The sequence below is a fragment of the Thalassobius vesicularis genome, assembly GCF_004799325.1.
Classification (GTDB): domain Bacteria; phylum Pseudomonadota; class Alphaproteobacteria; order Rhodobacterales; family Rhodobacteraceae; genus Thalassobius; species Thalassobius vesicularis.
On record NZ_SSMD01000002.1, the window covers coordinates 224661 to 249955 of the forward strand.

A 25295-nucleotide genomic window follows, 5' to 3' on the forward strand; every position below is an offset into this window, starting at 1 on the left:
ATTTCCGCGATTGCCTCGGTCTCGGACAGCCCGTCGCGCCCGCTAGCGGCGCCCGGCATCATCCGGCACTGATCCCTGATTTCAGCACTGATCGGGGCGGGGTCTGACCTCGCCCCGTTTGCGTTTCTGCCCGGCGATATTGACAACGCGCCCCCCGATGCCGGAAACCTGACCGGACCCGTCATGCCCCCCGCAGGAGCCCCGGAATGGACGCCACCGCCGCACCGGCCCAGATCGACCTGAGCCAAGGCCTTGAAACCGCGCTGGAAATTCTGGCGACGGGCGGTCCGGCCATGTGGGTGATCGGCGCGCTGTCGGTGATTACGGCCGCACTGATTCTGTGGAAAACCTGGGATTTGTCGCGTCTGGGCGCGTGGAATGGCGGCGGGCACGTGCAATGTGCCGTCGCGCAATGGAGCGACGGGCAGGAAACCGCCGCGCAGGAAATTCTGGCCAACCGGCGCACCTGTCGCGCGATCCTGGCCCATGCGGCGATGCAGGCGCGGCTGGATCCGGGCCTCTCCGATGACGCCGCTCGCGCCGAAACCACCCGTGTCGCCGCCCGTGTGCTGGCCCATGCCCAACGCGGCCAGCGCCCGCTGGAGCTGATCTCGACCATCGCGCCCCTGCTGGGGCTGCTGGGCACCGTTCTGGGCATGATCTCGGCGTTTCAGGCGCTGCAACAGGCCGGCGCGCAGGCCGATCCCGCCACCCTCGCCGGCGGGATATGGGAGGCACTGCTGACCACCGCCGCCGGCATGGCCGTGGCGATCCCCGCCTCGATGGCGCTCAGCTGGTTCGAAAGCGTCGAGGACCGCCTGCGGCTGGAGATGGAGGACGCCGCCACCCGCATCTTCCTGCGCCCCCTCTCGCGCCCCGAAACGCGCCAGAACAAGGCGCTGAAGGCCGCCGAGTGATGCAGTTCGGGCAGCCCCGCCCCCGGCGCAGGCCCAGCCTGACGCCGATGATCGACGTGGTGTTCCTGCTGCTGGTGTTCTTCATGCTGGCCGCGCGCTTTGGCCACGACACGCAGATCCTGCTGCGCCCCGCTGGCATGGGCGCTGAATGGTCCGGCCCGCCGCGTCTGGTGCAGATCGGCACGGACAGCCTGATGCTGAACGGCATCGCCACGACGCTCGACACCCTGCCCGCCGCGCTGGATCCGCTGATGGCCACGCCCGACGACCCGATCGTGCTGCGCGCAGGTACGGACGTGCCGCTGCAGCGCGTGGTCACCGTCATGGACGCGCTGACCGCCGCCGGCAAACCCGCCCTGATGCTGGTGGAGTAGCCGATGCAGTTCGCCCGCCCGCCCCGCAAGCCGCGCTCGGAAAGCATCGTGCCGATGATCAACGTGGTGTTCCTGCTGCTGATCTTCTTTCTGATGACCGCGCAGATCGCCCCGCCCGAGCCGTTCGCCGTCACCCCGCCCGAGACCAGCTCGGCCGATCCGGCGGATGGCGGGCTGACACTCTATATCTCTGACCAGGGGCAACTGGCGTTTCGGGACGCGCGCGATCAGGCGGCACTGACCGCCCTGTCCGCCGCGCTGACCCCGGATGCGCCCGTGCAGGTCCGCGCCGATGCCCGCGCCCCCGCCACCGCGCTGGCCCGCCTGCTGCCGCAACTGGCGGCGCTTGGGCTGACGCAGGTGCAGCTGATCACGGTGACGCCATGAAGGCGCTGCTCGAAGGCTCCCTGTTCCTGACCGCCGCCGCCGGTCTGCACCTGCTGGCGTTTACCGCGCTACAATCGCCCACCGGGGCCGCTGGGGCTGCGGGGGATGCTGGCAAGGCGCTGGTGACGCTGGCCGCCGCCCCCGCCCGTCTGGCCGCGCTGGTCGAACAGTGGGAGGCACCGCCCGCCACCGCCCCCACCCCCGACGCCCCGCAGATGCCGCAGCCCGAGGCCGCCGCCCAGCCCGTTCAACTGCCGCAACCGCTGGTCCAGCCCACGGCCCCCGGCCCGTCCCTGCCGCCACCCGACAGCGCCGCCGCCCCGGTGCTGGACACCGCCCCGGCAACGCCGCAACCCAAGCCCGAGCCGAAACCAGAGCCGAAACCCGAACCCAAGCCACAGCCCAAACCCAAACCGGCCAAACCCAGCGCCCCCAGCACCGCCCAAAAGGCGGCGGGCAGCGGCAATAGCGGTGCGGCGGGCAAGGCCAAATCGACCGCGCCCAGCCTGTCTGCCGCCCAGACCCGCAGCCTGACCGCCGACTGGGCCGCCCAAATCCTGTCCCGAATCGAGCGGCGCAAGGCCTACCCCTTGGCCGCCAGAGGGCGTGACGGCGCGGTTGGCCTGCGCCTCGGCGTGTCCTCGGATGGCAAGCTGCAATCGGTCAGCGTCACCAAATCCGCCGGGCATCCCGCGCTGGACCGCGCCGCCGTGCAGGCCGTGAAACGCGCCGGGCGCTTCCCGCCCGCTCCGCAGGCCCTGCAGGGGCGCAGTTTCGCCTTCAACCTGACGATCCGCTTTGACGGCTAGGCCTGCGTCACCCTTTCGCGCCTAATCGACCACTCCAGAATTGATCTTTTGCGCCCCGTGATCTATGGGAAACGCGGAACAACCTGCCCGCGACCGTGCCTCGGCCTGCTTCGGGTGATTTCAGGACTGCCGCATCGCGGCCCCGCCGACACATTCTCTGCTACCAAAAGAAAGAAGGGTAGAAAAATGGCTGAAAACTCGACCCCCGACATTTTGTATACCATTGTAGACGAAGCGCCCGAACTGGCCTCGGCCTCGTTCCTGCCCATCATCCGCAAGTTCGCCGCAGCTGCCGGCGTCACCGTGGGCACCAAGGACATTTCGCTGTCCGGCCGTATCCTGGCGACCTTCCCGGAAAAGCTGACCGCCGCGCAGAAAATCAACGACGACCTGGCAGAGCTGGGCGAGCTGGTGAAAACCCCCGACGCCAACGTCATCAAGCTGCCGAACATCTCGGCCTCGGTGCCGCAGCTGGTGGCCGCGATCAAGGAACTGCAAGGCCAGGGCTACGACATCCCCAACTACCCCGAAGAGCCCGCCAACGACGCCGAAAAGGCGATCCGCGCGCGCTATGACGCAATCAAGGGCTCGGCCGTGAACCCCGTCCTGCGCGAAGGCAACTCGGACCGTCGCGCCGCCAAGGCCGTCAAATCCTACGCCCAGTCGAACCCGCACCGCATGGGCAAGTGGGAAACCACCTCGAAGACCCACGTCTCCTCGATGTCGGGCAACGATTTCTACGCCAACGAAGTGTCGGCCACCATCACTGCCGCTCAGGCCGGTGCCGCCAAGATCGAATTCGTCGCCAAGGACGGCGCCGTGACCGTGCTGAAAGACGGCTGGAAGCTGGACGAAGGCACCGTTGCTGACGCGACCTTCATGTCCGCCAAGGCGCTGTCGGCCTTCCTGGCCGAGGAAATCGAGAACACCAAGAAAAACGGCGTCCTGTTCTCGCTGCACATGAAAGCCACGATGATGAAGGTCTCGGACCCGATCATCTTTGGCCACGCGGTCAAGGCATGGCTGGCGCCGATCTTCGACAAGTACGCCGACGATCTGAAAGCTGCCGGTGTGAACCCGAACTCGGGCATGGGCGACGTGCTGGCACGTATCGCCACCCTGCCGAACGCCGCTGCCATCCAGGCCGATATCGACGCGCTGAACGCAGATCGTCCGGGCATGTACATGGTGAACTCGGACAAGGGCATCACCAACCTGCACGTGCCGTCCGACGTCATCATCGACGCCTCGATGCCCGCCCTGATCCGCGCAGGCGGCAAGGGCTGGGGGGCCGACGGCAAAGAGGCTGACACCAACTGCGTCATCCCCGACAACTGCTATGCCGGCGTCTACAAAGAGACCGTCAACTTCTTCAAGGCCAACGGCGCCCTGAACCCGGCCACCGCCGGCACCGTTCAGAACGTCGGCCTGATGGCCCAGAAGGCCGAGGAATACGGCTCGCACCCGACCACCTTCCAGGCTCCTGCAGACGGCACCATCCGCGTCGTGCTGGCCAACGGTCAGACCCTGCACTCGCACAATGTCGAGGCCGGTGACATCTGGCGCGCCTGCACCGTCAAGAAAGCCCCGATCGAGAACTGGATCCAGCTGGCCCTGGACCGTCAGCGCCTGACCGGCTTCCGCTCGATCTTCTGGCTGGACGCCAACCGCGCCCATGACGCCGAGCTGATCAAGTACGTCACCCCCGCGCTGGAAGCCGCCGGTGTCGCCGACAAGTTCGAGATCATGTCCCCCGACCTGGCCACCGTCGCCTCGCTGGAAACGATCACCAAGGGCGAGAACACCATTGCCAACACCGGCAACGTGCTGCGCGACTACCTGACCGACCTGTTCCCGATCCTGGAACTGGGCACCTCGGCCAAGATGCTGTCGATCGTCAAGCTGATGAACGGCGGCGGCCTGTTCGAAACCGGTGCTGGCGGCTCGGCCCCCAAGCACGTCGAACAGCTGGTGCAGGAAAACCACCTGCGCTGGGACTCGATGGGTGAATTCTGCGCCCTGTCCGAGTCGCTGAACTTCCTGGCGGACGTCAAGGGCAACGCCAAGGCCGGCGTTCTGGCCACCGCAGCCGAAGCGGCGACCCAGGGCATCCTGGACTTCAACCGCTCGCCCGACCGCAAGGTTGGCCAGCCGGACAACCGCGACAGCCACTACTGGTTCGCCCGCTACTGGGCCGAAGCCCTGGCCGCGCAGTCCGACGACGCCGCTCTGGCCGCTGAATTCGCGCCGGTCGCCAAGGCCCTGGCCGACGGCGAAGCCGCCATCCTGGCCGAGATCGCAGCCGTTCAGGGTGCCGCAGCCGACATCGGTGGCTACTACCACCCCAGCGTCGAGAAAAAGGCCGCCGTCATGCGTCCCTCGGCCACGCTGAACGCCATCATCGGCTAAGGCACATTGCCAAACCCTCGGAAAACGCCCGCGCAAGTCGCGGGCGTTTTTCTTTGCACCCACGCGCGGAACAAAGGCCGCAGGCCGCCGCGCATCGCCCAAAATCCAGCGTACAGTTTTCCCCCAAAACCTTACGATTCCCCGGATTAGCAAGACGTAAACGAAACGCGATTTCCCCTTGCCAGACCGGCCGAATCCGGGCCCTAATCCGGGCATGTGGCGGTTTTTCATCCTGATTTTGTTGATTTTTCCGGCCTGCGGACGGCCCCTGACGCAGAACGAAATCGCCTTCTCGGACACGATTTTCGGCAATGAAATCAAGCCTGAACGCGTCCGCTTCGTCCGCGGCCACATGGCTGAAAGCTATGTCACCCGTTACAAGGCCCGCCCGCGCGTGACCTGCTCAGAGCGGATTTACCCGCCACCCAAGCAGGAATATTTCGTCACCTCACCGGGGGCTATCACCTTGTTCAACAAGGTTTTTTTCCGCAAGGACATGTTCACGCCGGATTACGGATACGCGGTGCAGGGCAAGGGTAACCTCTACGCGCTGATGCTTTACGCTCATGAAATGACGCATGTCTGGCAATGGCAGAATCGCGCGAAAACCGGCTATCACCCGCTCAAGGCCGCGACCGAGCACAGCCCCGGACACGACCCCTATCTGTTTGATATCTCTACGAAACCCGCCTTCATGTCCTACCCCTACGAGCAGCAAGCCGCGATCGTCGAGGAGTATGTCTGCTGTCGAGCCCTGGCGCCTCAGGCCCCCCGCACGCAGCGCCTGCACGACATGTTGAAACAGGCCATGCCGGTGGCAGACCTGTCCAGTATCGTGCAACACCACGCCTTCGTGCCGTGGAAAGGCGCGAACACGCAGGGAATTTGCAGCTAAACCTTTGTTACTGCTGGATACTTTCCAGATATGCCAGCAGCGCGGCCAGCGGTCTGGGCACGGGCGACATCTGGCCATCCGCCAGCTGCACCGGCACCGTCTCCCCTTCCAGCAGCGATCCGTATTCCGGCATGACCTGATCGCGCTTCTTCATCCGGGTGTACCCGTCGATCTGCGACAGCACCTTTGCCGTCGGGAAAGCCCCGCCAGCGTTCCGGCTGATCTGAGTCAGGTCGGTGGGCTTGCGATCCAGATCGGCCACCAGATCCCCGTCGCCCCGCCCGGTCGGGCCATGACAGACCGCGCAATTGTCGGCGTACAGCCGCGCCCCTTCCGAGGGTTGCGGCATCAGCCCGGACTGGCACGCCGCCAGAAACCCCGCCCCGGCAATCAGGATAATCGTTTTACGCATTGCTCTCCCCTTTGGGCATAAGCCCTTATTTTTGAATGGCTTGCAGGAACGCGACCAGATCGGCCACCGCCCGCCCCATCAGCACGGGCTGGCCGCTGGCGGTTTTCATCGCGGTGTCGTCGCCCTCGAAAAACTCGCCGTAGACCGGCATGGCGCTGCCGTGGCTGACCAGCGGGTCGCGCCCGTCGATGCGGCGCACCACGCGCAGCAGCGGGAATTCCCCGCCGTTCTCGGCACTGAGCGAGGTCAGATTCTTGGGCTGCACCACCAAGGCGGGGCCCATCGGGCCGGTCCCATCGGCGGCGGTGCCATGACAGGTGGCGCAGTGTTTGTGAAACAGCGCCTGCCCGGTTCCAGCGTCCTGCGCCACGGCCATCGGACCGGCGCACAGGGCAAATACAACAGCCAAGTACATGGTTTTCATCGTTTCTCTCCGCTCTTGGCCCCACCGTCACAGGATCGCACAGGCCGCACCGCGCGGCCTTGATCCGGATCATAGCGTAACGCCTGCAGCGGGCGCGTGACAATCGCCCATCGCTTCGCCATTCTGCCCCTGAGTAGGGAGGAGAGGTTACATGACGCTTACGACAGCGGACGCACAAGCATTTCTGGAACAGGGCTTTGCACCCTGGGTCAAGGCCCTGGATCTGACCGTCGAGGAGGTCGGCCCCGAGCTGACGGTGCTGTCGATGCCGATCACGGATCAGCTGGCCCGGATGGGCGGCATCATCTCGGGTCAGGCGCTGGCGGCGATGGCGGATACCTCGATGGCGATCGGCTGTCTGGCCCATTTCGGAGAGATGCGCCCCATCGCAACGACCAACCTGGACACGCAATTCCTGCGCCCCGGCACCGGCGATCGCATCCGCTGCGAGGCGCGGATCGTGCGCGCGGGCAAGCAGCTGGTGTTCTGCAACGCCACCATGATCGCGCTGCCCCTGGACAAGCCCGTCGCCACCGCGACCGCCACGTTCTTCTGCCCGTAAGGAGCCCCCATGCCCCCCACCACCGCCTATGCCCTGACCATGATGGCCGCAGGGGTCGGGATCCCGATCCTGGCAGCGCTGAATGCCCAGTTGGGGGTGCGGATCGGCTCTCCGGTTGCGGCGGCCGCGATCCTGTTCTGCGTGGCCTTCACTGCCGCCAGCATCACCGTTCTGCTGCATGGCCCGGCGCCGTTGGCCAAGGCCATCCACGCGCCCAAGTACTTGTTTCTGGCCGGACTTCTGGTGCTGTTCTACGTGCTGTCGGTGACCTTCGTCGCGCCGAAATTCGGCATCGGCAACGCAATCTTCTTTGTGCTGCTGGGCCAGTTGATCAGCGCCGCGGTCATCGACCATTTCGGCCTATTCGGCGCGCGTCTGAACCCGCTCAGCCTGAACCGCACCATCGGAATCGCGCTGATGTCCGCCGGGGTCTACATGGCGCAAAAGGCCTAGGCCGGGGTCAGCACGCCCTTGTCCATGCGCAGCACGCGGTCCATGCGGGCCGCCAGCTCCATGTTGTGGGTGGCGATCACGGCGGCCAGACCGGTGTCGCGCACCAGCCCCATCAGCGTCGCAAACACCTGGGCCGAGGTTTCGGGGTCCAGGTTCCCCGTGGGTTCATCAGCCAGCAACAGGCGCGGCTCGTTCGCCAGCGCGCGGCACAGCGCAACGCGCTGCTGTTCGCCGCCCGACAGGGCCGCGGGGCGGTGCTCGGACCGGGCTTCGACACCGACGCGGCACAGCAGGTCGGCGGCGCGGGTCTGCGCCTCGGCGCGCGGGACACCGTTGGCAAGTTGCGGCAGCATCACGTTTTCCAGCGCCGTGAATTCCGGCAGCAGGTGGTGGAACTGGTAGACAAAACCGACATCCGAGCGGCGCACGCCCGTGCGTTTGCGGTCGCTCTCGCCCACCATCTCGGCCCCGCAGATGCGGACGCTGCCAGCGTCGGGCGTGTCCAGCAGGCCGGCGATGTGCAGCAGCGTTGACTTGCCCGCCCCCGAGGGCGCGACCAGGGCCACGATCTCGCCCGGCTGCACAGTCAGATCAATGGCTTGCAGCACCTGAACGGCATTCGGCAAACCCTTGTTATAGGTCTTGGCGACCCCCGTCAGTTGCAGGACCGGATCACTCATAGCGCAGGGCCTCCACCGGGTTCATGCGGGCCGCGCGGCGGGCCGGAAAGATCGTGACCACAAAGCTAAGCGACAGCGACAGCGCGATGGCCGACAGCACGTCGTTCAGGCGCAGCTGGGCGGGCAAGTTGTAGATCCCGCGCACTGCCGGATCCCAGACGCCACCGCCTGCCACGTAGTTCACAAAGCTGAAAATCGGGTCGATATACAGCGCGAACAGGCAGCCCAGCACCACGCCCATCGCCGTGCCAATCACCCCCGTGAACGCGCCGCAGATGAAGAACACGCGCAGCACCGCGCCCTCGGTCAGGCCCATCGTGCGCAGGATGCCGATGTCACGACCCTTGTTTTTCACCAGCATGATCAGCCCAGACACGATGTTCATCGAGGCGATCAGCACAAGGATCGACAGGATGACGAACATCACGTTGTCCTCGATATCCAGTGCGCGCAGGAACCCGCCCGAGGCGTCGCGCCACGTCCAGATCTGCCCGCGATCGCCGCTCAGGCGCAGCAGGTCCAGCGCCAGATCGTCCACCTTTTCGGGCTCGGCGACCATGACCTCCAGCTCGTCCGCCACGCCCTCGCGGTTGAAGAAGCTTTGCGCCGTGGCGAAGGGCATGTAGACGCGCGTGCGGTCGATGTCATAGCGCCCGGCGGTGAAGACATAGACAACCTCATACGCGGCGACACGGGGGCTGGTGCCAAAAGCGGTTTTCACCCCGTTGGGCGAGATCAGCTTGACCTTGTCGCCGATGCTGACGCCCAGCTCGCGCGCGACGCCCGATCCGATGGCGATGCCCTGATCGAAATAGTCCAGCGTGCCGGCGTATTCCTCGGGGTGGGCGACGCGTGGGATGGTCAGCAGATTATCGCGCGAAATGCCGAACACCTCGACCCCCGAGTTGCGGTTGCGGGCGTTGGCCATCACCTGCCCTTTGACCAGCGGCGCCACGCGGGTGACACCCTCTAGCCCGCGCATCCGGTCGGCGATGGCGGCGTAGTCGGGCATGGTCCGGTCGATCTGGCCGGTCACGGGATCGACGGCTCCGATGTTGTAGACGGTGACATGGGCATTCGCGCCCAGAATGGTATCGACAAACTCGGCCCGAAAGCCCGAGCGCACGGCCAGCGTGGCGATCAGCGCGAACACCGCCAGGGTGATGCCGATCAGGCTGATCCAGGTCATGACGCTGACGCCGCCCTCGGCCCGGCGGGCCCGCAGGTAGCGCCAGGCGATCATCCATTCAAATCGCGCGAAGGGCGCGGTCGTGTTCGTCATGGGTGGCCCCTTGATCTGTCTTGTGTCGTGATGGGCGAGCGAAGGGCCAACGTCAACCCACCCGCGCGGGTTCCGGCAGGCGACGGCGGAATGGCAGGCGAAGGACCGCCAGCAGCAGCGACATGGCGATCAGCCCGGCAATCAGGCCAGACCCGCCGAACACGGCCCCGGCAAAGGTGACGGGCAGCGCGGGCTGATACGCCTCCCACGCGCGGACGGCGATTTGCGGGTCGTTCAGGTGCCCGGCGTAATAGGCCCGCATGAACGGCCCCGCCGCTTGCAGCGCGGCCAGATCGGCTGACAGGCGTGCATGACGAGCGAACGTCCGCTCCATATCCGCGCGGCGATGGGTCAGAAAGTCCGAGCCAGTCATCTGCGCCAGCGCCTGTTCGCGGGTCAGACCGGCGGCCTGGGCCGAGGCGTCGAAATCGGCCACGACCACGGACAGTGCATCCACCGCACCGCCCAGCCGTTGGGTATATTGTTGGGAAAACTCGGGAAATTGCGAGGCCGCCCCCGCCCCCAGCAACCCGCCCGCCAATGTCAAAGCTCGTAGGATCATGCCCTGCCCCCTTTGCGGGAAAGCCTAGCATGAAACGCGACCGCCCCCAACGCTGGGCGCAGGGGGCGGCACAGGATCACTTGGCAAAATGGCTCAGAGGCCGCGCACCATGTGGGTGGCGTAGAGCTTGGCCATCTTCTCGACCGCCTGTTCGGGCGGCAGTTCTTCCGAGGTGCCGGTGCGGCGGCAGGTCAGCTCGACCACGCCGTTCTTCAGCCCGCGCGGGCCGACCGTGATGCGCCACGGCAGGCCGATCAGGTCCATCGTGGCGAACTTGCCGCCGGCGCGTTCGTTGCGGTCGTCATAAAGCGGTTCCAGACCCAGCGCGGTGAAGCTGTTATACAGCGCCTCGCAGGCGGCATCGGCCTCGGCGTCGCCCTGTTTCAGGTTGACGATGCCGACATGGAACGGGGTCACGCCCTCGGGCCAGATGATGCCGTTCTCGTCGTGGCTGGCCTCGATGATGGCGCCGATCAGGCGGCTAACGCCGATGCCGTGGCTGCCCATGTGGACCGGAACGGGCTTGCCGTCGGGGCCTTGCACGGTGGCGCCCATCGGTTCGGAATACTTGGTGCCGAAATAGAAGATCTGGCCGACCTCGATCCCGCGGGCCGAGCGGCGGCGCTCTTCGGGGATGGCGTTGAAGGTGGCCTCGTCATGGGTTTCGTCCGTGCGGGCGTAAAGCGCGGTGAACTCCTCCATGATGGCCTGGCACTGGGCCTTGTCGTCATAGTTGATGTCCCGCTCGCCCAGGCGGATGTCGGTGACGGCGCTGTCATAGAACACCTCGGACTCGCCGGTATCGGCCAGCACCAGGAATTCGTGAGTGTCGTCGCCACCAATCGGGCCCGAGTCGGCGCGCATCGGGATCGCCTGCAGGCCCATGCGTTCGTAAGTGCGCAGGTAGCTGACCAAGTGGCGGTTATAGGCGTGCAGCGCGTCCTCTTTGGTCAGGTCGAAGTTGTAGCCGTCCTTCATCAGGAATTCGCGGCCACGCATGACGCCGAAACGGGGGCGGACCTCGTCGCGGAATTTCCACTGGATGTGATAGAGGGTCATCGGCAGGTCTTTGTAGCTGCCAACATGGCTGCGGAAGATGTCGGTGATCATCTCTTCGTTGGTCGGGCCGAACAGCATGTCGCGGCCGTGGCGATCACGGATGCGCAGCATTTCCTCGCCGTAGTCGTCATAACGGCCGGATTCGCGCCAAAGATCGGCCGATTGCAGGGTCGGCATCAGCATCGGGATGTGACCTGCGCGAACCTGTTCCTCGTGCACGATGTTTTCCAGCTTGCGCAGCACCTTGAAGCCCAGCGGCAGCCAGGAATAGATCCCGGCGGCCTGTTGCTTGATCATGCCCGCGCGCAGCATCAGGCGGTGGCTGACGATCTGCGCCTCGGAGGGGTTTTCTTTCAGGACAGGCAGGAAATAGCGCGACAGACGCATGGGATGGCCCCTTTGGGATGAATGGCGGTTTGTACGGGGGTTTAGTGAAGGATCGCGTGTCAGACAAGACGCGCGTGCGCGTTTGACAGCGAATGGTACGGGCGAGGCCTGACCGCCCCGCCCGTCCGTAGGGAAAAGGCGGCCCTTTGGGGATGGGCCGCCGTTCCTCCGCCCCGGGGTTTGCCGAACCCAAGGCGGTGCACTCACGGAACATGTCCTGTATTTCGGGAAATCGTCCGCCGCGACAGTGCGGAAACCCGCACCTGGCCCCTGCCCCTAAACCGAGGAGGCGTGGATATACAGCTGGTTCAGGAACGCCACCTTGGCCACGGCCTGTACGGTGGTCTCGACCCCCAGCTCGTCGCGGGCGCGGCGCAGGTATTTCTCGACCGCCGACAGGGACAGCCCGGTCAGCACGCAGACATCCTGCAGCGTCTTGCCGTCGGCGATCCAGCCCAGGATCTCGTGCTGGCGTTCGCTCAGGTCCAGCCCCGGCACCGGCAGCGGCAGTTGCGACAGCTTGAAATGCGCCATCGTGGCGATGGCGGTGATCCGCTCGCCGCAGGTGGCCCAATGCGCGTCCAGCTGCTCTTGTGTGACCCCGCGTGCGCAGCCCATCCCCATCGCGCCTTTTGAGCGCGGCGCCCCATCGGGAAAGCTGATCGAGTATCCCGCCCGCTGCCGCGCCGCGCCCAGCGCATCCATCGCCTCGCATTCCTCGGCCGACAGCCGTCCCGCGGCGCGTTCCTTGCGGGTCCAGTCCCAGGGGCAGGCCCCGACGTTTTCGCGCACCCACCGATAGTCGGCCGAACGCATGTACAGCCCGCTTGTGTGAAACGCCTTCACCTGATCCAGCGAATGGGTGGACAGAAAAAACGCATCGTCCGGATGCCCGATCGAGCGGCCCAGCCGGTAGCGAGTATAGCCATAATTCACGCGCTCGAACCCGAACCGGGCCAGCGCCTCGACAGTCAGGGTCCAAGCGCATTCGACGCTCGGGGCAGCCGCGATGCGGTTTAGAACGACGATCGCCTCGGCATCGTCGATCTGTGTCAACAGGGTCATCTTTACATTCCGGGTACTCGTTCCAGCCAAGATATCTAGACGCTGTCATGACCCTTGTCGATTATGCGTTCGCAGAAACAGGCTTGCGCTTGCCCCCCCGAGTGACGACATAATGGCAATCAGCGAACAGGAGGCGACATGGCCCTGCCCGTCCGGGAACAAGCGAAATATTGGGGGGCCGCGACAGCGGTCTTTTTGATCGTGCTTTGGTATCTGGGCGACGTGATCCTGCCCTTCGTGCTGGGCGGTGCCATCGCCTATTTTCTGGACCCCGTTGCCGACCGGCTAGAGAAGTTGGGCGCCTCGCGCGCGATGGCGACGGCCATCATCACCATCGGCGCGCTGCTGGTGGCGATCGTGGCGATGCTGCTGGTCGTGCCCTCGCTGATCGAGCAGTCGATCGCCCTGTTCAACATCATCCCCAAGGTGTTCGAGGATCTGCGCACCTTCCTGACCACACGCTTCCCCGAGCTGCTGGACAACACCTCGACCCTGCACCAGTCGCTGAAAACCGTCGGCGAAACCATCCAGTCCAAGGGCGGAGAACTGCTGAAAGCGGTCTTCAGCTCGGCCATGTCGATCATCAACGTGGTGATGCTGCTGGTAATCGTGCCCGTGGTGGCCTTCTACCTGCTGTATGATTGGGACAACATGGTCGCCAAGATCGACGACATGCTGCCGCGCGATCATGCCCCCGTGGTGCGCCGTCTGGCCGCCGAGATCGACCAGACCCTCGCCGCCTTCATCCGCGGGATGGGTACGGTCTGCCTGGCTCTGGGCACCTACTATGCCGTGGCGCTGATGCTGGTGGGGCTGCAATTCGGGCTGGTCGTCGGCTTTATCGCGGGCGGTCTGACCTTCATTCCGTATGTCGGTGCCTTCGTCGGCGGCGCGCTGGCCATCGGGCTGGGCCTGTTCCAGTTCTGGGGCGACTGGCTGTCGCTCGGCCTCGTCGCGGGCGTCTTCGTGCTGGGCCAGGTGATCGAGGGCAACGTGCTGACCCCGAAACTGGTCGGCAGCTCGGTCGGGCTGCACCCGGTCTGGCTGATCTTCGCGCTGTCGGTGTTCGGCACGCTGTTCGGCTTTGTCGGGATGCTGGTCGCCGTGCCGGTTGCCGCAGCCCTGGGCGTGGTCGCCCGCTTCCTGATTTCCAACTACAAGGACAGCCGCCTGTATCAAGGCCAGTCCGGAAAGCCCGAAGAGTAATGATCGGACAACTCAGCTTTGACCTGCCCGTGCGTCCCGCATTGGGACGCGAGGCGTTCTTTGTCTCGCCCGCCAACGCAATGGCCGTCGTGATGATCGAGAATTGGGACCAGTGGGCCGGGCGCAAGCTGGCGCTGATCGGCCCGTCCGGTGCGGGCAAGACCCACCTGGCGCATGTCTGGGCCGCTGCCTCGGGGGCGCGCATCGTTTCCGCCCGCGATCTTCCCGATGCCGACATCCCCGATCTGGCGCGCGGCCCCATCGCGGTCGAGGACATCCCCGACATCGCCGGCGACCGCACCGCCGAAGAGGCGCTGTTCCACCTGCACAACCTGGTCCTGGCCGAAGGGCACCACCTGCTGGTCACCGCCGACCGCCCCGTCCTGACCTGGGGCCTGACCCTGCCCGACCTGCTCAGCCGGATGCAGGGCACCCAGTCCGTGACCCTGCAACAGCCCGACGACCAGCTGCTGACCGCCGTCGTCGCCAAGATGTTCGGCGACCGCCAATTGCTGCCCTCGCCGGAAACCATCGCCTACATGGTCACCCACATGGACCGCAGCTTCGACGTGGCCCGCGCGCTGGTCGCCGACATCGACCGCGCCGCGCTGGAACTGAAGCGCCCCGTCACCCGCACCCTTGCGGTCGAAGTGCTCAAGGGGAATGCGCCCTTGGGTCGTCTGGACATTCCAGACACTTAAGCGCAAAATCGGCGTCATTCCCGCGTCACAAGAGCAGTCCATAAACCGCGCATGACCCAAGCAGATTTTCTCAAGGCTCCTTTTGCCGAACCCGTCGACATCCCCGGTCTGGACATCTCCGGCCCGGCCCGCTTCTACAACCGTGAACTCAGCTGGCTGGGCTTCAACTGGCGCGTTCTGGAAGAGGCCGAGAATAAACGCGTACCGCTGCTGGAACGCGTGCGCTTCGTGTCGATTTCGGCGACCAACCTGGACGAATTCTATACCGTCCGCGTCGCTGGCCTGCGGGAACTGGCCCGCGCGGGCAATATGACCCCGGCGCAGGACGGGTTGTCGCCCACCGAGCAGCTGGTGCTGATCAACGAGAACGCCCGCCGCCTGATGGACAGCCAGCAGCGCGTCTTCGAGGAGTTGCGCCGCGAAATGGCCTCCGAGAAGATCGAGATCCTGACCCGCGAGGACGTCCCCGAAGAGGAAAAACCCTTCCTGCTGGACATCTTCCTGAACCAAGTTTTCCCGGTGCTGTCGCCGCTGGCGGTGGACCCGGCGCACCCCTTTCCGTTCATCCCGAACACCGGCTTCAGCCTTGCGCTGCAACTGGAACGCCGCCGCGACAAGCGGATGCTGATGGCGCTGCTGCCGATCCCGCAGCAGATCGCGCGCTTTGTGGAACTGCCCGAAAACGACGGCTCGCACCGCTTTGTCCCGCTCGAGGAACTGCTGCTGTTGTTCATCGACAAGATGTTCCCCAGCTACAAGATGATGGGCCATTGCGCCTTCCGCGTGCTGCGCGACAGCGACCTTGAAGTCGAAGAAGAATCCGAAGACCTGGTGCGCGAATTCGAAGTCGCCCTGAAGCGCCGCCGCCGGGGCGAGGTCGTCCGCATGAAAATCTCGGCCGGCGCACCCGAGGCGCTGAAATCCGTCATCATGCGCGAATTGCACGTCACCCCGTCCGAGATCGTCGAGATCGACGGCATGATCGGCATCGCCGACGTCAAGGAACTGGTGCTGGACAGCCGCCCCGATCTGCTGTGGCCCAACTTCACCCCGCGCGTTCCCGAACGGGTGCAGGACCATGATGGCGACATGTTCGCCGCCATCAAGCAGAAAGACATGCTGCTGCACCACCCGTACGAGACCTTTGACATGGTCATCCGGTTCCTGCAGCAGGCCGCGCGCGATCCCGATGTGGTGGCGATCAAGCAGACGCTGTACCGGACCTCCAAGAACTCGCCCATCGTCGAGGCACTGTGCGAGGCCGCCGAGGACGGCAAATCCGTCACCGCGCTGGTCGAGCTGAAAGCCCGTTTCGACGAGGCCGCCAACATCCGCCAGTCGCGTCGCCTGGAACGCTCGGGCGCGCATGTGGTGTATGGCTTCGTGGACTGGAAAACCCACGCCAAGATTTCCACCGTGGTCCGGCGCGAGGGCGACAAGCTGGTCACCTACACCCATTACGGCACCGGCAACTACCACCCGATTACGGCGCGCATCTACACCGACCTGTCGTTCTTTACCTGCGACGCCGCCCTTGGGCGCGATGCCACCAAGGTGTTCAACTACCTGTCCGGCTACATCGAACCCGAGGGGCTGGAAAACCTTGCGATCTCGCCCAGCGGGTTGAAACAGCGCCTGCTGGAGGGCTTCGAGAAAGAGGCCGAGCACGCCCGCGCGGGCCGTCCGGCCTCGATCTGGGCCAAGATGAACTCACTCATCGACCCGGAAATCATCGACGGGCTGTATGCGGCAAGCCAGGCCGGGGTGAAAATCAGCCTGGTCATCCGTGGCATCTGCGGCGTGCGTCCCGGCATCAAGGGCCTGTCGGACAACATCCGCGTCAAATCCATCGTCGGCCGTTTCCTGGAACACTCGCGCATCGTGTGTTTCGGCAACGGGCATGACCTGCCCTCGAAAAAGGCCAAGGTCTACATCTCGTCCGCCGACTGGATGGGCCGCAACCTGAACCGCCGGATCGAAACCCTGATCGAGATCGAGAACCCCACCGTGAAGGCGCAGATCGTCAGCCAGATCATGGCCGCCAACATGGCCGATGTCGCCCAAAGCTGGGTCATGCGTCCCGACGGCCAATTCGACCGCGCCACCTGGCCCGAGGGCGAGTTCGCCTTCAACTGCCACCGCTTCTTCATGGAATACCCGTCGCTGTCCGGGCGTGGCTCGGCCGGGGCGAAAGATGTTCCGCAATTGACCCATACGGATGATTGACCTAACTGCGGGCCCTGAAGCATCCTAGGGCCAGAAGCACAGGAACGAATTGATGGACGACACGCCCCTTCCGGCCTCGACAGATTGGGGCCCGTTTGGCCGCCCGCTATTCAACGACCCCTCGTCTCAGGCCCTCTCGCGCGTGGGCGTGGTGGATGTTGGGTCGAACTCGGTCCGGTTGGTGGTGTTTGACGGCGCCGCGCGCAGCCCGGCCTATTTCTACAACGAAAAGATCATGTGCGCCCTCGGCGAAGGCCTGTCCGAAACCGGCCACCTGAACCCCGAGGGCCGCCGCCGCGCCCTGTCCGCCCTGCGCCGGTTCCAGAAACTGGCCGAGGGGCTGGGCATCCTGCCGCTGACCACCGTCGCCACCGCCGCCGTGCGCGATGCCGCCGACGGCGCGGATTTCGTGGCCGAGGTGCTGCGCGAAACCGGGATGCAGATCCACATCATCGACGGCGAGGAAGAGGCCCGCCTTTCTGCCCAGGGCGTGCTGCTGGGCTGGCCGGGGTCTTACGGTCTGGTCTGCGACATCGGCGGCTCGTCGATGGAACTGGCCGAGATCGGCGCGGGCCAAGTCAGCCGCCGCGTCACCAGCGCGCTGGGACCGCTGAAGCTGCGCCACATGCCCGGCGGCAAGAAGGCCCGCAAGGAATACATCCAGCAAACCGTCGCCCGCCTGGCCGCGGAAATGGGCCCGCAGCGCAATCGCCTGTTCCTTGTTGGCGGCTCGTGGCGTGCGATCGCCCGCATTGATATGGAGCGGCGCAAATATCCGCTGCACGTGCTGCACGAATACCGGATGAACTCGAAATCCATCGACGCCACCATCCGCTACATCGCCGAAAACGACCCGTCTGAACTGCGCGCACGCTGTGGCGTGTCCGGCTCGCGCATGGCGCTGGTGCCCTATGCCGCCGAAGTGCTGCGCGAGGTCGTGCGCACCTTTCACCCGCATGACATCGCCGTGTCCTCTTACGGGATCCGCGAGGGGATGCTGTATGAACAGATGCCCCAGCAGCTGCGCGACCGCGATCCGCTGATCGAATCGTGCTACTTCGCCGAGGCAAAAGACGCCCGCATCCCCGGCTTCGGCAAGGCGCTCTATGACTTCATCCTGCCGCTGTTTTCGGGGGCCACGCTGGAGCGCAAACGCCTGATCAAGGCCGCCTGCCTGCTGCACGATGTCAGCTGGCGCGCCCACCCCGATTACCGCGCCGAGGTCTGTTTCGACAACGCCACCCGCGCCAATCTGGGCGGGCTGAAGCATTCCGAACGGGTGTTCCTGGGCCTGGCCCTGCTGCACCGCTACAAGAACTCGCGCGCCGGCACCTCGTTCGAGCCGATCTTTCACCTGATCGACGAAAAGGCCCAGAAACAGGCCGAGATTCTGGGCAAGGCGATGCGCTTTGGCGCGATGCTGTGGCTTCAGGCGGAAAAACCGCTGGGCAAGCTGGAATGGCACCCCAAGCTCAAGCATCTGACGCTGATCCTGACCTCCGACGCCGCCCCCCTGTTCGGAGAGGTCGCCGCCGCGCGCTTCCAGTCGCTGGCCAACGCATTGGGCGCGCAGTCCGAGGTACGGATCAAGGGGTGATTACAGATCAACCTCGCCCTGCGGGGCGGGCTCGCTTGGCACCTGGTCCGGCTGGGGTTGCTTGCGGCGCATGATGATGTCGCCGTTCGGCAGCATCTCGGGGGCGTGGTACATCGACAGGTCGTCGACCTTGCGCAGCACTTCGGCCAGCGCCGGGCCCATTTCCCGCACAAACTGACGCATCGCCGGCTCCATCGTGTCGGCCAGCGCCTGCAGGTCGTCCATCGCGGGTTCCATCTCTTGCAGGATGCCCTTGAAGAACAGCTTGGCGCCCTCCTCCATCAGCGAAAACCCCTTCTCCTCTTCGGCCAGAACCGGAGAGGCGGCGACACAGATCACAAGGGGCAGAACAAGGCGTTTCATACCCTCAATATAGCGCAAAACCGCCCCGGTTTTAGAGGGCATCCCGCCACGCGCGCGATTTCGCCTAGTCCAGATCAATGTCCAGCGTCACCGGAAAATGGTCCGACGCGGTGATCAGGGCGTCGCGCAATTCCGGCACGCATTGGCAGCGGTCGTCGTCATAGGGGTGCCAGATGCGCCATTCACCGCCCTTTGCGGCGATCTCGGGTGAAACCATGATGTAATCCAGCAGCGCCTGAAGATACCGCTTGCCCTTGGGCATGTGGAACCGCGCCGTGCTGGGCAGCGCCCCGATGCGTTGATGCAGGGCCATTTCGGCGTGGGGGTCGTACAGCTTCACCCCGTCGCTTTCCCCCAGCACGATTTCCACGGACGAACGCCCGAACAGGTGCTCATACTCGTCCAGACCCGGGCCGTCGTTCAGATCGCCCAGCACGATCAGCGGCTCTCCGACTTCCAGGTGCTCCTCGATCCGGCGGCGCAGCCAGATCGCCTGCGCCAACTGCTTGCGCCGGTTGGCGATGGCCAGCCGCATCACCGCCTCGCGTCCATGCGCGCCATGCGGGGCCTTGGATTTCAGGTGCACGCCGATCATCCGAAACCGGAACCCGCCCTTGGTCTTCAGCCCTACCTCCAGCGGCGGCTTGGAAAAACGGATCAGGTCCTCGGTATCATCCACGTCCAGATCAATGCGGAACACCCCGTCAAAGCGCGGGCTGCGGTCCGAGCCCTTCTTGCCGGTCGGATCGCCCAGCGGATCGTGCCACGCGCTCAGCACGTCGGGGTCGTACATCAGCGCGATTTCCTGCTGGGTGTCGTTGGCAAACCCCATCAGTGCCTTGCGCGCCCGCAGCCCAAAGGTCTTGGCGAAATTCTCCAGCGCGGACACGGTGGTGCGGCGGCCATTCTGGTCGGGCGCCTCGATCACCATGACGACATCGGCATCCAGCGCGGTGAACACGATCCCCAGCGATTCCGTCTGCTGCAACCGCGTCACATCCAGCCGCCCGGACCAACCGTTATCCGCCAGCAGGCCACCCTTGTCGTCGAACAAGTTGTTGAACCATTCGACATTGTAGGTGGCGATCCGCATCAGCCCTGCCTTTCCTGGATTTCTTCCCAGGCGCGGTTGATGTCGATCATGCGCTTTTCGGCCAGTTTCACCGCCTCGGGCGGCACGCCCCGCGCGATCATCGCGTCGGGATGCGAGTCACGGATCAGCCGTTTCCACGCGGCGCGGATGTCCTCTGGCGGGGCATCGGGGCTGACCCCCAGCACCGAGTACGGGTCCGGCACCGCGTCAGGCACGAACCGCGCCCGCAGGCCGCGGAACTCGATCTCGGGCAGGCCGAAAATCTCGGCCACGCGTTGCAGGAACGCATCCTCGGCCGGATGATAGGTGCCGTCCGCCATCGCGATGTGGAACAGCCCCTCCATCAGGTCGCAAAAGCAATTTTCGCCCTCGCCGAACATCGCCTTGATCTTGCGGGCGTAATCCTCGAACCCGGCCACGTCCTGCCGCGCCAGGTTGAACACGCGGGCGGCGCCGGCCTCGTCCTCTTGCGCGATCTGGAACACCTCGCGAAAGGCGGTCACCTCGTCGCGCGTGACCAGCCCGTCGGCCTTGGCCATCTTGGCGGACAGGGCGATGACGGCAATGGTAAAGGCCACGCTGCGTTCGGGCGGCGTGCGCAGTTTTTCGAAGACCGAGGTCAGGCTTTCGCCCTTGGCCAGGGCCGAGATCGCGTCGGTAATGCGGGTCCAGATCGACATGCGCGCACCCTATCCCGCCCCGTCGCCGCTGTCATTGCGCGATTGCGCGCAATCACAGCATCTTTTGCAGCAGCACCAGATCCATCCAGCGCCCGAACTTGTAACCGACCTGCGGCAGCCGGGCCATCTCGACGTAACCAACCGCCTTGTGGAACGCGACGGCGGCAGGGTTTTCAGCACTGACCCCCGCGAACATGGAATGCACGCCCGTCACGCGGGCCTGATCCTCGATCGCGGTCATCAGCGCGCGCCCCACGCCCCGGCCATGCGCACGGTCGTGCAGGATCACCGTGTGCTCCATCGTACGGGCATAGCCGACGCCGCCCCGGAACTGGCCATAGGTGGCGAACCCCGCGACTGATCCGTCGACCTCAGCCACGAAAAAACCCTTTCCATCCAGCGCCTTGGACTCGATATCATCGGCAAGCCCGCGCACGGTCTTTTCCACGCTGTTAAAGGTGATCGCGCTGTCACGGATGAACGGATTCCAGATCGCGGCGATCGCCTCGGCATCATCCGGGGTGGCGGCGCGAATGCTCATAGGGTGCGGACCTCTCCGTTCACGTCAAACTCGGCGCGCAGGGCGGGTTCGTCCGCCACCTCGAACACCACGCGCGGGTCGTCCAGCACCGGGGCCAGCCGCGCCTTCAGCGCAACCGCCTCGGGGTGCTGTACCCGCAGCCGCAGCAACCGCGCCCCCGATTGCTTCAACGAGGCCGCCGGGTGCCGCCCCTGCCACCGGATCACCGCCGGGCACATCTCGTCATAGGGCAGCCGCCCATCCTCGGGCACCGCCATCTGCCAGCGCAGATCGCCCCGCGTCAACGCCACCGGCTGTCCCGCCCCCTCGGGCAGCGCCGCCAGATCGCCCGCCAAATCCTCGGTCCGGCAAATCCAGTTGTGCAGGCACGGCTCGCCCTCGAACTCGTCCAACCGGAACCAGCGCGGATCGGGCGGCAAATCGGCCTGCGGATCGACCGAGATCACCTCCAGGTACAACCCGTCCTCCAACCCGATCAACAGGTTATGCGTGCCATAGCGCGGGTGCTGCCCACCCTTTTGCAGCTCGATCCCCAGCGCCTCTTCGACAAAGGCGCGTCCCTCTTTCAGCGTCGCAGCTGCCACCGCCAGATGATCCAGCGCCAACATTTCGGCCTCGCCTCCCCAGAATACGGTATTGATACGTGGGCAAAACACCCCACCTTTCCCAAAAGTTATGCAACAGGGACAAGGAAAAGCAATGCTGCTACGCGCGTTCGACAAGTTTTTCAAACACGAGGCCTCGGGGGGCATCCTTCTGATGATCGCCGCCGCGGCGGCCATGATGGTGGCCAACTCGTCACTGAACGGGGCCTATGATGGCGCGCTGAACAGCGTGCTGCGGGTCACCCTGAACGGCGAGGGCCTGGAAAAACCGCTGATCCTGTGGATCAACGACGGGCTGATGGCGGTGTTCTTCTTCCTCATCGGGCTCGAGCTGAAGCGCGAAATGCTCGAAGGCAAGCTCAAGAACCCCGCCGACGTGATGCTGCCCGGCATGGCGGCCGTGGGCGGCATGATCCTGCCTGCGGTGATCTTTGCCGCCTTCAACTGGGGCCAGCCCACAATCGCTGGCTGGGCCATTCCGGCCGCCACCGACATCGCCTTTGCCCTGGGCATCCTGGCGCTGGTCGGCACCCGCGCGCCCGCCTCGCTCAAGGTCTTCCTGCTGACGCTGGCCATCCTCGACGACCTCGGCGCCATCGTCATCATCGCGCTGTTCTACACGGCGGATCTGAAGCTCGACTACCTCTACCTCGCCCTGCTGCCGTTGGGCGGCCTGATCTGGCTGAACATGAAAGGCGCACACCGCATCGCCCCGGCCCTGCTGCTGGGCACGATCATGTGGTTCTTCGTGCTGAAATCGGGCGTCCACGCCACGCTGGCCGGGGTCATCACCGCCTTCTGCATCCCGCTCAAGGATAAGTGGGGCAAATCCCCCCTCCACGCGCTGGAACACGGCCTGACGCCCTACGTGCTCTACCTGATCGTGCCGATCTTCGCCTTCGCCAATGCGGGCGTCGTACTGGGCGGCCTGACCGCAGACCAGATGCTGGCCCCGCTGCCCATCGGCATCGCGCTTGGCCTGATCGCGGGCAAACAGCTGGGCGTGTTCGGCGTCACCTTCCTGATGGTGAAATCCGGCCTCGCCCGGATGCCCACAGGCGCCAACTGGCTACACATCTACGGCATCAGCTGCCTTGCGGGCATCGGCTTCACCATGTCGCTCTTCATCGGCGGGCTCAGCTTCACCGACGCCACCCTGATGAACGAGGTCCGCCTCGGCGTCCTTGCCGGCTCGGTCGTCTCGGCCATCCTCGGCTTTGCCACGCTGAAACTGGCCATCGCCCGTCAGCCCGCCTGACTAAAAAAAGGGGCCCGCACACCGCAGGCCCCTTCTTCTTTTTCCAAATATCCTCGGGGGGTCCGGGGGGCAGACAGCCCCCCGGCGTCCTCAACCCCGCGCTTCGCGGATCAGGCGCAGGATGTCCTTGGCCGCTTCGGGAATGTTGGTACCCGGGCCAAAGATCGCCTTCACACCGGCCTTTTTCAGGAAGTCATAGTCCTGCTGCGGGATCACACCGCCGCAGATCACGATGATGTCGCCCGCGTCCTTGTCCTTCAGCGCCTGGATCAGCTGCGGCGCCAGGGTCTTGTGACCCGCCGCCTGAGACGAGATCCCGACCACGTGCACGTCGTTGTCCACGGCGTCCTGAGCGGCCTCTTCCGGGGTCTGGAACAGCGGGCCCACATCGACGTCAAAGCCGATGTCGGCGAACGCCGTCGCGATCACCTTGGCGCCGCGGTCATGGCCATCCTGGCCCATCTTGACCACCAGCATACGCGGGCGGCGGCCTTCCGCCTCGGCAAAGGCGTCCACGTCGCGCTGGATCGCGGCGAACCCTTCGTCGCCTTCGTAAGCCGCGCCATAGACGCCAGCCAGAGTCTTCACCTCGGCGCGATGACGGCCGAATTCTTTCTCCATTGCCATGCTGATTTCCCCGACGGATGCCCGAGTACGCGCGGCCTCCACCGCGGCCTCCAGCAGGTTGCCTCCCTCTTTGGCGCGGCGGGTCAGTTCCGCCAGGGCTGCCTGGCAGGCCGCCTCGTCACGCGATGCGCGCATCTGGGTCAGGCGCGCGATCTGGCTTTCGCGGACCTTCACGTTGTCCACGTCCAGAATGTCGATCGGGTCTTCCTTGTCCTTGCGGTACTTGTTGACGCCGACGATCACTTCTTCGCCACGGTCGATCATCGCCTGACGCTTGGCCGCCGATTCCTCGATCCGCAGTTTCGGCATGCCGCTGGCCACAGCTTTGGTCATGCCGCCCATTTCCTCGACTTCCTGCATCAGCGCCCAGGCCTTTTCGGCCAGTTCCGCCGTCAGCGCCTCGACGTAGTACGAGCCCGCCAGCGGGTCGACCACCTTGGTCACGCCGGTTTCTTCCTGCAGGATCAGCTGGGTGTTGCGTGCGATCCGGGCCGAGAAATCGGTCGGCAGCGCAATCGCTTCGTCCAGCGCGTTGGTGTGCAGCGACTGGGTGCCACCCAGAACCGCCGACATCGCCTCGTACGCGGTACGGATCACGTTGTTATAGGGGTCCTGTTCCTGCAAGCTGACGCCCGAGGTCTGGCAGTGCGTCCGCAGCATCTTGGACCGCTCGTCCTTTGCGCCGAACTCGGTCATCACGCGGTGCCACAGCAGACGCGCGGCGCGCAGCTTTGCGGCCTCCATGAAGAAATTCATGCCGATGGCAAAGAAGAACGACAGACGGCCCGCGAACTTGTCCACGTTCATGCCTGCTTCCATCGCCGCGCGGACGTATTCGCGCCCGTCAGCCAGGGTATAGGCCAGCTCTTGCACCAGGTTCGCCCCGGCCTCTTGCATGTGGTAGCCCGAGATCGAGATCGAGTTGAACTTGGGCATCTCGTTCGAGGTGTACTCGATGATGTCCGAGATGATCCGCATCGACGGCTCAGGCGGGTAGATGTAGGTGTTGCGCACCATGAACTCTTTCAGAATGTCGTTCTGAATGGTCCCGGCCAGCACCGATTTGTCATGGCCCTGCTCTTCGCCGGTGACGATGAAGTTCGCCAGGATCGGGATCACCGCGCCGTTCATGGTCATCGAGACCGAGACCTTGTCCAGCGGGATGCCGTCGAACAGCACCTTCATGTCCTCGACCGAGTCGATCGCCACGCCGGCCTTGCCCACGTCACCCACAACGCGCGGGTGATCCGAGTCATAACCGCGGTGCGTTGCCAGGTCGAACGCGACCGACACGCCCTGCTGACCGGCGGCCAGATTGCGGCGGTAGAAAGCGTTCGATTCTTCGGCGGTCGAGAACCCGGCATACTGACGGATCGTCCAGGGACGGCCCGCATACATCGTCGCCTTCACCCCGCGCGTGAACGGGCCAAAGCCCGGCAGGCTGCCCATATGCGGCAGCGCGTCGGTGTCGTCCTGGGTGTAGAGGGGCTGAACCTCGATCCCCTCCAGGGTTTTCCAGGTCAGGCTATCCGCAGGCTTACCACGGAGTTCCTTCTCCGCCAGCTTGCGCCAATCGTCCTTGGTGGTCATGGTCTGGTCCTCTTGTCTTATCCGCCCGTCCGGACGGCAATTCTGGATTTTGTCTGGGGGCGGACGCCGCACCGCATGTGCGACGCGCTGCCCCAATCGTTTTTCACAGTCGCAATCGCCGCCGGGCTTCC

26 protein-coding genes are annotated in these 25295 nt (G+C 65.1%); 13 read left to right on the forward strand and 13 right to left on the reverse strand.

All coding sequences use genetic code 11. The features are described from left to right. Positions 1–206: 206 nt before the first annotated feature. The 6 genes from E7681_RS04850 to E7681_RS04875 all read left to right on the forward strand — a co-directional run bounded on the left by E7681_RS04850 (position 207) and on the right by E7681_RS04875 (position 5791). Positions 207–917, forward strand: coding sequence for a MotA/TolQ/ExbB proton channel family protein (locus E7681_RS04850; RefSeq protein WP_136338149.1), 711 nt, complete (start codon positions 207–209; stop codon positions 915–917). Next, on the forward strand, positions 917–1291 hold the full coding sequence (locus E7681_RS04855) for an ExbD/TolR family protein (protein ID WP_136338150.1): 375 nt from the start codon (positions 917–919) through the stop codon (positions 1289–1291). The genes E7681_RS04850 and E7681_RS04855 overlap by 1 nt, the downstream gene beginning before the upstream one ends. A 3-nt stretch (positions 1292–1294) precedes the next feature. Further along, complete coding sequence (locus E7681_RS04860) at positions 1295–1678, forward strand: ExbD/TolR family protein (RefSeq protein WP_136338151.1); 384 nt, start codon at positions 1295–1297, stop codon at positions 1676–1678. After that, positions 1675–2487 carry an energy transducer TonB gene (locus E7681_RS04865; RefSeq protein ID WP_136338152.1) on the forward strand — a complete coding sequence of 271 codons (813 nt, stop codon included), beginning with the start codon at positions 1675–1677 and terminating at the stop codon, positions 2485–2487. Before E7681_RS04860 ends, E7681_RS04865 begins: the two co-directional genes overlap by 4 nt. A 186-nt stretch (positions 2488–2673) precedes the next feature. Further along, positions 2674–4896: an NADP-dependent isocitrate dehydrogenase gene (locus tag E7681_RS04870; protein ID WP_136338153.1), complete on the forward strand. Its 2223-nt coding sequence runs from the start codon at positions 2674–2676 to the stop codon at positions 4894–4896. Positions 4897–5110: 214 nt separating this feature from the next. Beyond that, positions 5111–5791 carry a hypothetical protein gene (locus E7681_RS04875; RefSeq protein WP_136338154.1) on the forward strand — a complete coding sequence of 227 codons (681 nt, stop codon included), beginning with the start codon at positions 5111–5113 and terminating at the stop codon, positions 5789–5791. 7 nt (positions 5792–5798) lie between these two features. On the opposite strand, the gene E7681_RS04880 is transcribed toward E7681_RS04875, so the two are convergent. Both E7681_RS04880 and E7681_RS04885 read right to left on the reverse strand, forming a co-directional pair. Next, complete coding sequence (locus E7681_RS04880) at positions 5799–6203, reverse strand: c-type cytochrome (protein WP_136338155.1); 405 nt, start codon at positions 6201–6203, stop codon at positions 5799–5801. Positions 6204–6228: 25 nt separating this feature from the next. After that, positions 6229–6627 (reverse strand): c-type cytochrome, encoded by a 399-nt coding sequence (locus E7681_RS04885; protein ID WP_136338156.1) that lies wholly within the window; start codon positions 6625–6627, stop codon positions 6229–6231. A gap of 151 nt (positions 6628–6778) precedes the next feature. Here E7681_RS04885 and E7681_RS04890 point away from each other — a divergent pair, with 151 nt between their 5' ends. Both E7681_RS04890 and E7681_RS04895 read left to right on the forward strand, forming a co-directional pair. Then, a complete protein-coding gene (locus E7681_RS04890; RefSeq protein ID WP_136338157.1) occupies positions 6779–7189 on the forward strand; it encodes a PaaI family thioesterase in 411 nt (136 codons plus the stop codon). A gap of 9 nt (positions 7190–7198) precedes the next feature. After that, positions 7199–7642, forward strand: coding sequence for a DMT family transporter (locus tag E7681_RS04895; RefSeq protein WP_136338158.1), 444 nt, complete (start codon positions 7199–7201; stop codon positions 7640–7642). Here E7681_RS04895 and E7681_RS04900 read toward each other — a convergent pair. The 5 genes from E7681_RS04900 to E7681_RS04920 all read right to left on the reverse strand — a co-directional run bounded on the left by E7681_RS04900 (position 7639) and on the right by E7681_RS04920 (position 12677). Next, a complete protein-coding gene (locus E7681_RS04900) occupies positions 7639–8322 on the reverse strand; it encodes an ABC transporter ATP-binding protein (RefSeq protein ID WP_136338159.1) in 684 nt (227 codons plus the stop codon). The two genes, E7681_RS04895 and E7681_RS04900, sit on opposite strands and share 4 nt — an antisense overlap. Next, positions 8315–9604 carry a lipoprotein-releasing ABC transporter permease subunit gene (locus E7681_RS04905; protein WP_136338160.1) on the reverse strand — a complete coding sequence of 430 codons (1290 nt, stop codon included), beginning with the start codon at positions 9602–9604 and terminating at the stop codon, positions 8315–8317. The genes E7681_RS04900 and E7681_RS04905 overlap by 8 nt, the downstream gene beginning before the upstream one ends. A gap of 52 nt (positions 9605–9656) precedes the next feature. Then, positions 9657–10166: a DUF2937 family protein gene (locus tag E7681_RS04910; protein ID WP_136338161.1), complete on the reverse strand. Its 510-nt coding sequence runs from the start codon at positions 10164–10166 to the stop codon at positions 9657–9659. A 93-nt stretch (positions 10167–10259) separates the two neighbouring features. Beyond that, on the reverse strand, positions 10260–11612 hold the full coding sequence (gene proS / locus E7681_RS04915; RefSeq protein WP_136338162.1) for a proline--tRNA ligase: 1353 nt from the start codon (positions 11610–11612) through the stop codon (positions 10260–10262). 276 nt (positions 11613–11888) lie between these two features. Further along, positions 11889–12677 carry a helix-turn-helix transcriptional regulator gene (locus tag E7681_RS04920; protein ID WP_136338163.1) on the reverse strand — a complete coding sequence of 263 codons (789 nt, stop codon included), beginning with the start codon at positions 12675–12677 and terminating at the stop codon, positions 11889–11891. A 138-nt stretch (positions 12678–12815) separates the two neighbouring features. Between E7681_RS04920 and E7681_RS04925 the strand changes: the two genes are divergently transcribed. Genes E7681_RS04925 through E7681_RS04940 form a run of 4 tightly spaced genes read left to right on the forward strand, consistent with a single transcriptional unit; the run spans position 12816 to position 18407 of the window. Further along, a complete protein-coding gene (locus tag E7681_RS04925; protein WP_136338164.1) occupies positions 12816–13883 on the forward strand; it encodes an AI-2E family transporter in 1068 nt (355 codons plus the stop codon). Next, positions 13883–14584: a P-loop NTPase family protein gene (locus E7681_RS04930; protein WP_136338165.1), complete on the forward strand. Its 702-nt coding sequence runs from the start codon at positions 13883–13885 to the stop codon at positions 14582–14584. The genes E7681_RS04925 and E7681_RS04930 overlap by 1 nt, the downstream gene beginning before the upstream one ends. A gap of 51 nt (positions 14585–14635) precedes the next feature. Next, positions 14636–16810, forward strand: a complete 2175-nt coding sequence (locus E7681_RS04935) for an RNA degradosome polyphosphate kinase (RefSeq protein ID WP_136338166.1) — start codon at positions 14636–14638, stop codon at positions 16808–16810. A 52-nt stretch (positions 16811–16862) separates the two neighbouring features. After that, the gene (locus E7681_RS04940) at positions 16863–18407 is read left to right on the forward strand and encodes a Ppx/GppA family phosphatase (RefSeq protein ID WP_136338167.1); all 1545 of its coding nucleotides are present in this window, start codon (positions 16863–16865) and stop codon (positions 18405–18407) included. On the opposite strand, the gene E7681_RS04945 is transcribed toward E7681_RS04940, so the two are convergent. The 5 genes from E7681_RS04945 to E7681_RS04965 form a co-directional block, all read right to left on the reverse strand. Then, a complete protein-coding gene (locus tag E7681_RS04945; protein WP_136338168.1) occupies positions 18408–18770 on the reverse strand; it encodes a hypothetical protein in 363 nt (120 codons plus the stop codon). It lies immediately after the preceding gene. A gap of 64 nt (positions 18771–18834) precedes the next feature. Further along, entirely contained in the window at positions 18835–19863 is a 1029-nt protein-coding gene (locus E7681_RS04950; protein ID WP_136338169.1) for an endonuclease/exonuclease/phosphatase family protein, read from the reverse strand. Next, entirely contained in the window at positions 19863–20543 is a 681-nt protein-coding gene (locus tag E7681_RS04955; protein ID WP_136338170.1) for a molecular chaperone DjiA, read from the reverse strand. Before E7681_RS04955 ends, E7681_RS04950 begins: the two co-directional genes overlap by 1 nt. A 52-nt stretch (positions 20544–20595) precedes the next feature. After that, positions 20596–21084: a GNAT family N-acetyltransferase gene (locus E7681_RS04960; RefSeq protein WP_136338171.1), complete on the reverse strand. Its 489-nt coding sequence runs from the start codon at positions 21082–21084 to the stop codon at positions 20596–20598. After that, positions 21081–21692, reverse strand: a complete 612-nt coding sequence (locus E7681_RS04965; protein ID WP_136338172.1) for a VOC family protein — start codon at positions 21690–21692, stop codon at positions 21081–21083. Before E7681_RS04965 ends, E7681_RS04960 begins: the two co-directional genes overlap by 4 nt. 91 nt (positions 21693–21783) lie before the next feature. Here E7681_RS04965 and nhaA point away from each other — a divergent pair, with 91 nt between their 5' ends. Continuing rightward, positions 21784–22947, forward strand: coding sequence for a Na+/H+ antiporter NhaA (gene nhaA / locus E7681_RS04970; protein WP_136338173.1), 1164 nt, complete (start codon positions 21784–21786; stop codon positions 22945–22947). A gap of 90 nt (positions 22948–23037) precedes the next feature. Here the strand turns inward: nhaA and scpA are convergent, their stop codons facing one another. Next, entirely contained in the window at positions 23038–25164 is a 2127-nt protein-coding gene (scpA, locus tag E7681_RS04975; protein WP_136338174.1) for a methylmalonyl-CoA mutase, read from the reverse strand. Between the last annotated feature and the right edge of the window lie 131 nt (positions 25165–25295).

Coding starts and splice junctions, on each gene's coding strand:
- E7681_RS04850 (WP_136338149.1), top strand. CDS start 207: ATGGACGCCACCGCCGCACCGGCCCAGATCGACCTGAGCCAAGGCCTT.
- E7681_RS04855 (WP_136338150.1), top strand. CDS start 917: ATGCAGTTCGGGCAGCCCCGCCCCCGGCGCAGGCCCAGCCTGACGCCG.
- E7681_RS04860 (WP_136338151.1), top strand. CDS start 1,295: ATGCAGTTCGCCCGCCCGCCCCGCAAGCCGCGCTCGGAAAGCATCGTG.
- E7681_RS04865 (WP_136338152.1), top strand. CDS start 1,675: ATGAAGGCGCTGCTCGAAGGCTCCCTGTTCCTGACCGCCGCCGCCGGT.
- E7681_RS04870 (WP_136338153.1), top strand. CDS start 2,674: ATGGCTGAAAACTCGACCCCCGACATTTTGTATACCATTGTAGACGAA.
- E7681_RS04875 (WP_136338154.1), top strand. CDS start 5,111: ATGTGGCGGTTTTTCATCCTGATTTTGTTGATTTTTCCGGCCTGCGGA.
- E7681_RS04880 (WP_136338155.1), bottom strand. CDS start 6,203: ATGCGTAAAACGATTATCCTGATTGCCGGGGCGGGGTTTCTGGCGGCG.
- E7681_RS04885 (WP_136338156.1), bottom strand. CDS start 6,627: ATGAAAACCATGTACTTGGCTGTTGTATTTGCCCTGTGCGCCGGTCCG.
- E7681_RS04890 (WP_136338157.1), top strand. CDS start 6,779: ATGACGCTTACGACAGCGGACGCACAAGCATTTCTGGAACAGGGCTTT.
- E7681_RS04895 (WP_136338158.1), top strand. CDS start 7,199: ATGCCCCCCACCACCGCCTATGCCCTGACCATGATGGCCGCAGGGGTC.
- E7681_RS04900 (WP_136338159.1), bottom strand. CDS start 8,322: ATGAGTGATCCGGTCCTGCAACTGACGGGGGTCGCCAAGACCTATAAC.
- E7681_RS04905 (WP_136338160.1), bottom strand. CDS start 9,604: ATGACGAACACGACCGCGCCCTTCGCGCGATTTGAATGGATGATCGCC.
- E7681_RS04910 (WP_136338161.1), bottom strand. CDS start 10,166: ATGATCCTACGAGCTTTGACATTGGCGGGCGGGTTGCTGGGGGCGGGG.
- proS (WP_136338162.1), bottom strand. CDS start 11,612: ATGCGTCTGTCGCGCTATTTCCTGCCTGTCCTGAAAGAAAACCCCTCC.
- E7681_RS04920 (WP_136338163.1), bottom strand. CDS start 12,677: ATGACCCTGTTGACACAGATCGACGATGCCGAGGCGATCGTCGTTCTA.
- E7681_RS04925 (WP_136338164.1), top strand. CDS start 12,816: ATGGCCCTGCCCGTCCGGGAACAAGCGAAATATTGGGGGGCCGCGACA.
- E7681_RS04930 (WP_136338165.1), top strand. CDS start 13,883: ATGATCGGACAACTCAGCTTTGACCTGCCCGTGCGTCCCGCATTGGGA.
- E7681_RS04935 (WP_136338166.1), top strand. CDS start 14,636: ATGACCCAAGCAGATTTTCTCAAGGCTCCTTTTGCCGAACCCGTCGAC.
- E7681_RS04940 (WP_136338167.1), top strand. CDS start 16,863: ATGGACGACACGCCCCTTCCGGCCTCGACAGATTGGGGCCCGTTTGGC.
- E7681_RS04945 (WP_136338168.1), bottom strand. CDS start 18,770: ATGAAACGCCTTGTTCTGCCCCTTGTGATCTGTGTCGCCGCCTCTCCG.
- E7681_RS04950 (WP_136338169.1), bottom strand. CDS start 19,863: ATGCGGATCGCCACCTACAATGTCGAATGGTTCAACAACTTGTTCGAC.
- E7681_RS04955 (WP_136338170.1), bottom strand. CDS start 20,543: ATGTCGATCTGGACCCGCATTACCGACGCGATCTCGGCCCTGGCCAAG.
- E7681_RS04960 (WP_136338171.1), bottom strand. CDS start 21,084: ATGAGCATTCGCGCCGCCACCCCGGATGATGCCGAGGCGATCGCCGCG.
- E7681_RS04965 (WP_136338172.1), bottom strand. CDS start 21,692: ATGTTGGCGCTGGATCATCTGGCGGTGGCAGCTGCGACGCTGAAAGAG.
- nhaA (WP_136338173.1), top strand. CDS start 21,784: ATGCTGCTACGCGCGTTCGACAAGTTTTTCAAACACGAGGCCTCGGGG.
- scpA (WP_136338174.1), bottom strand. CDS start 25,164: ATGACCACCAAGGACGATTGGCGCAAGCTGGCGGAGAAGGAACTCCGT.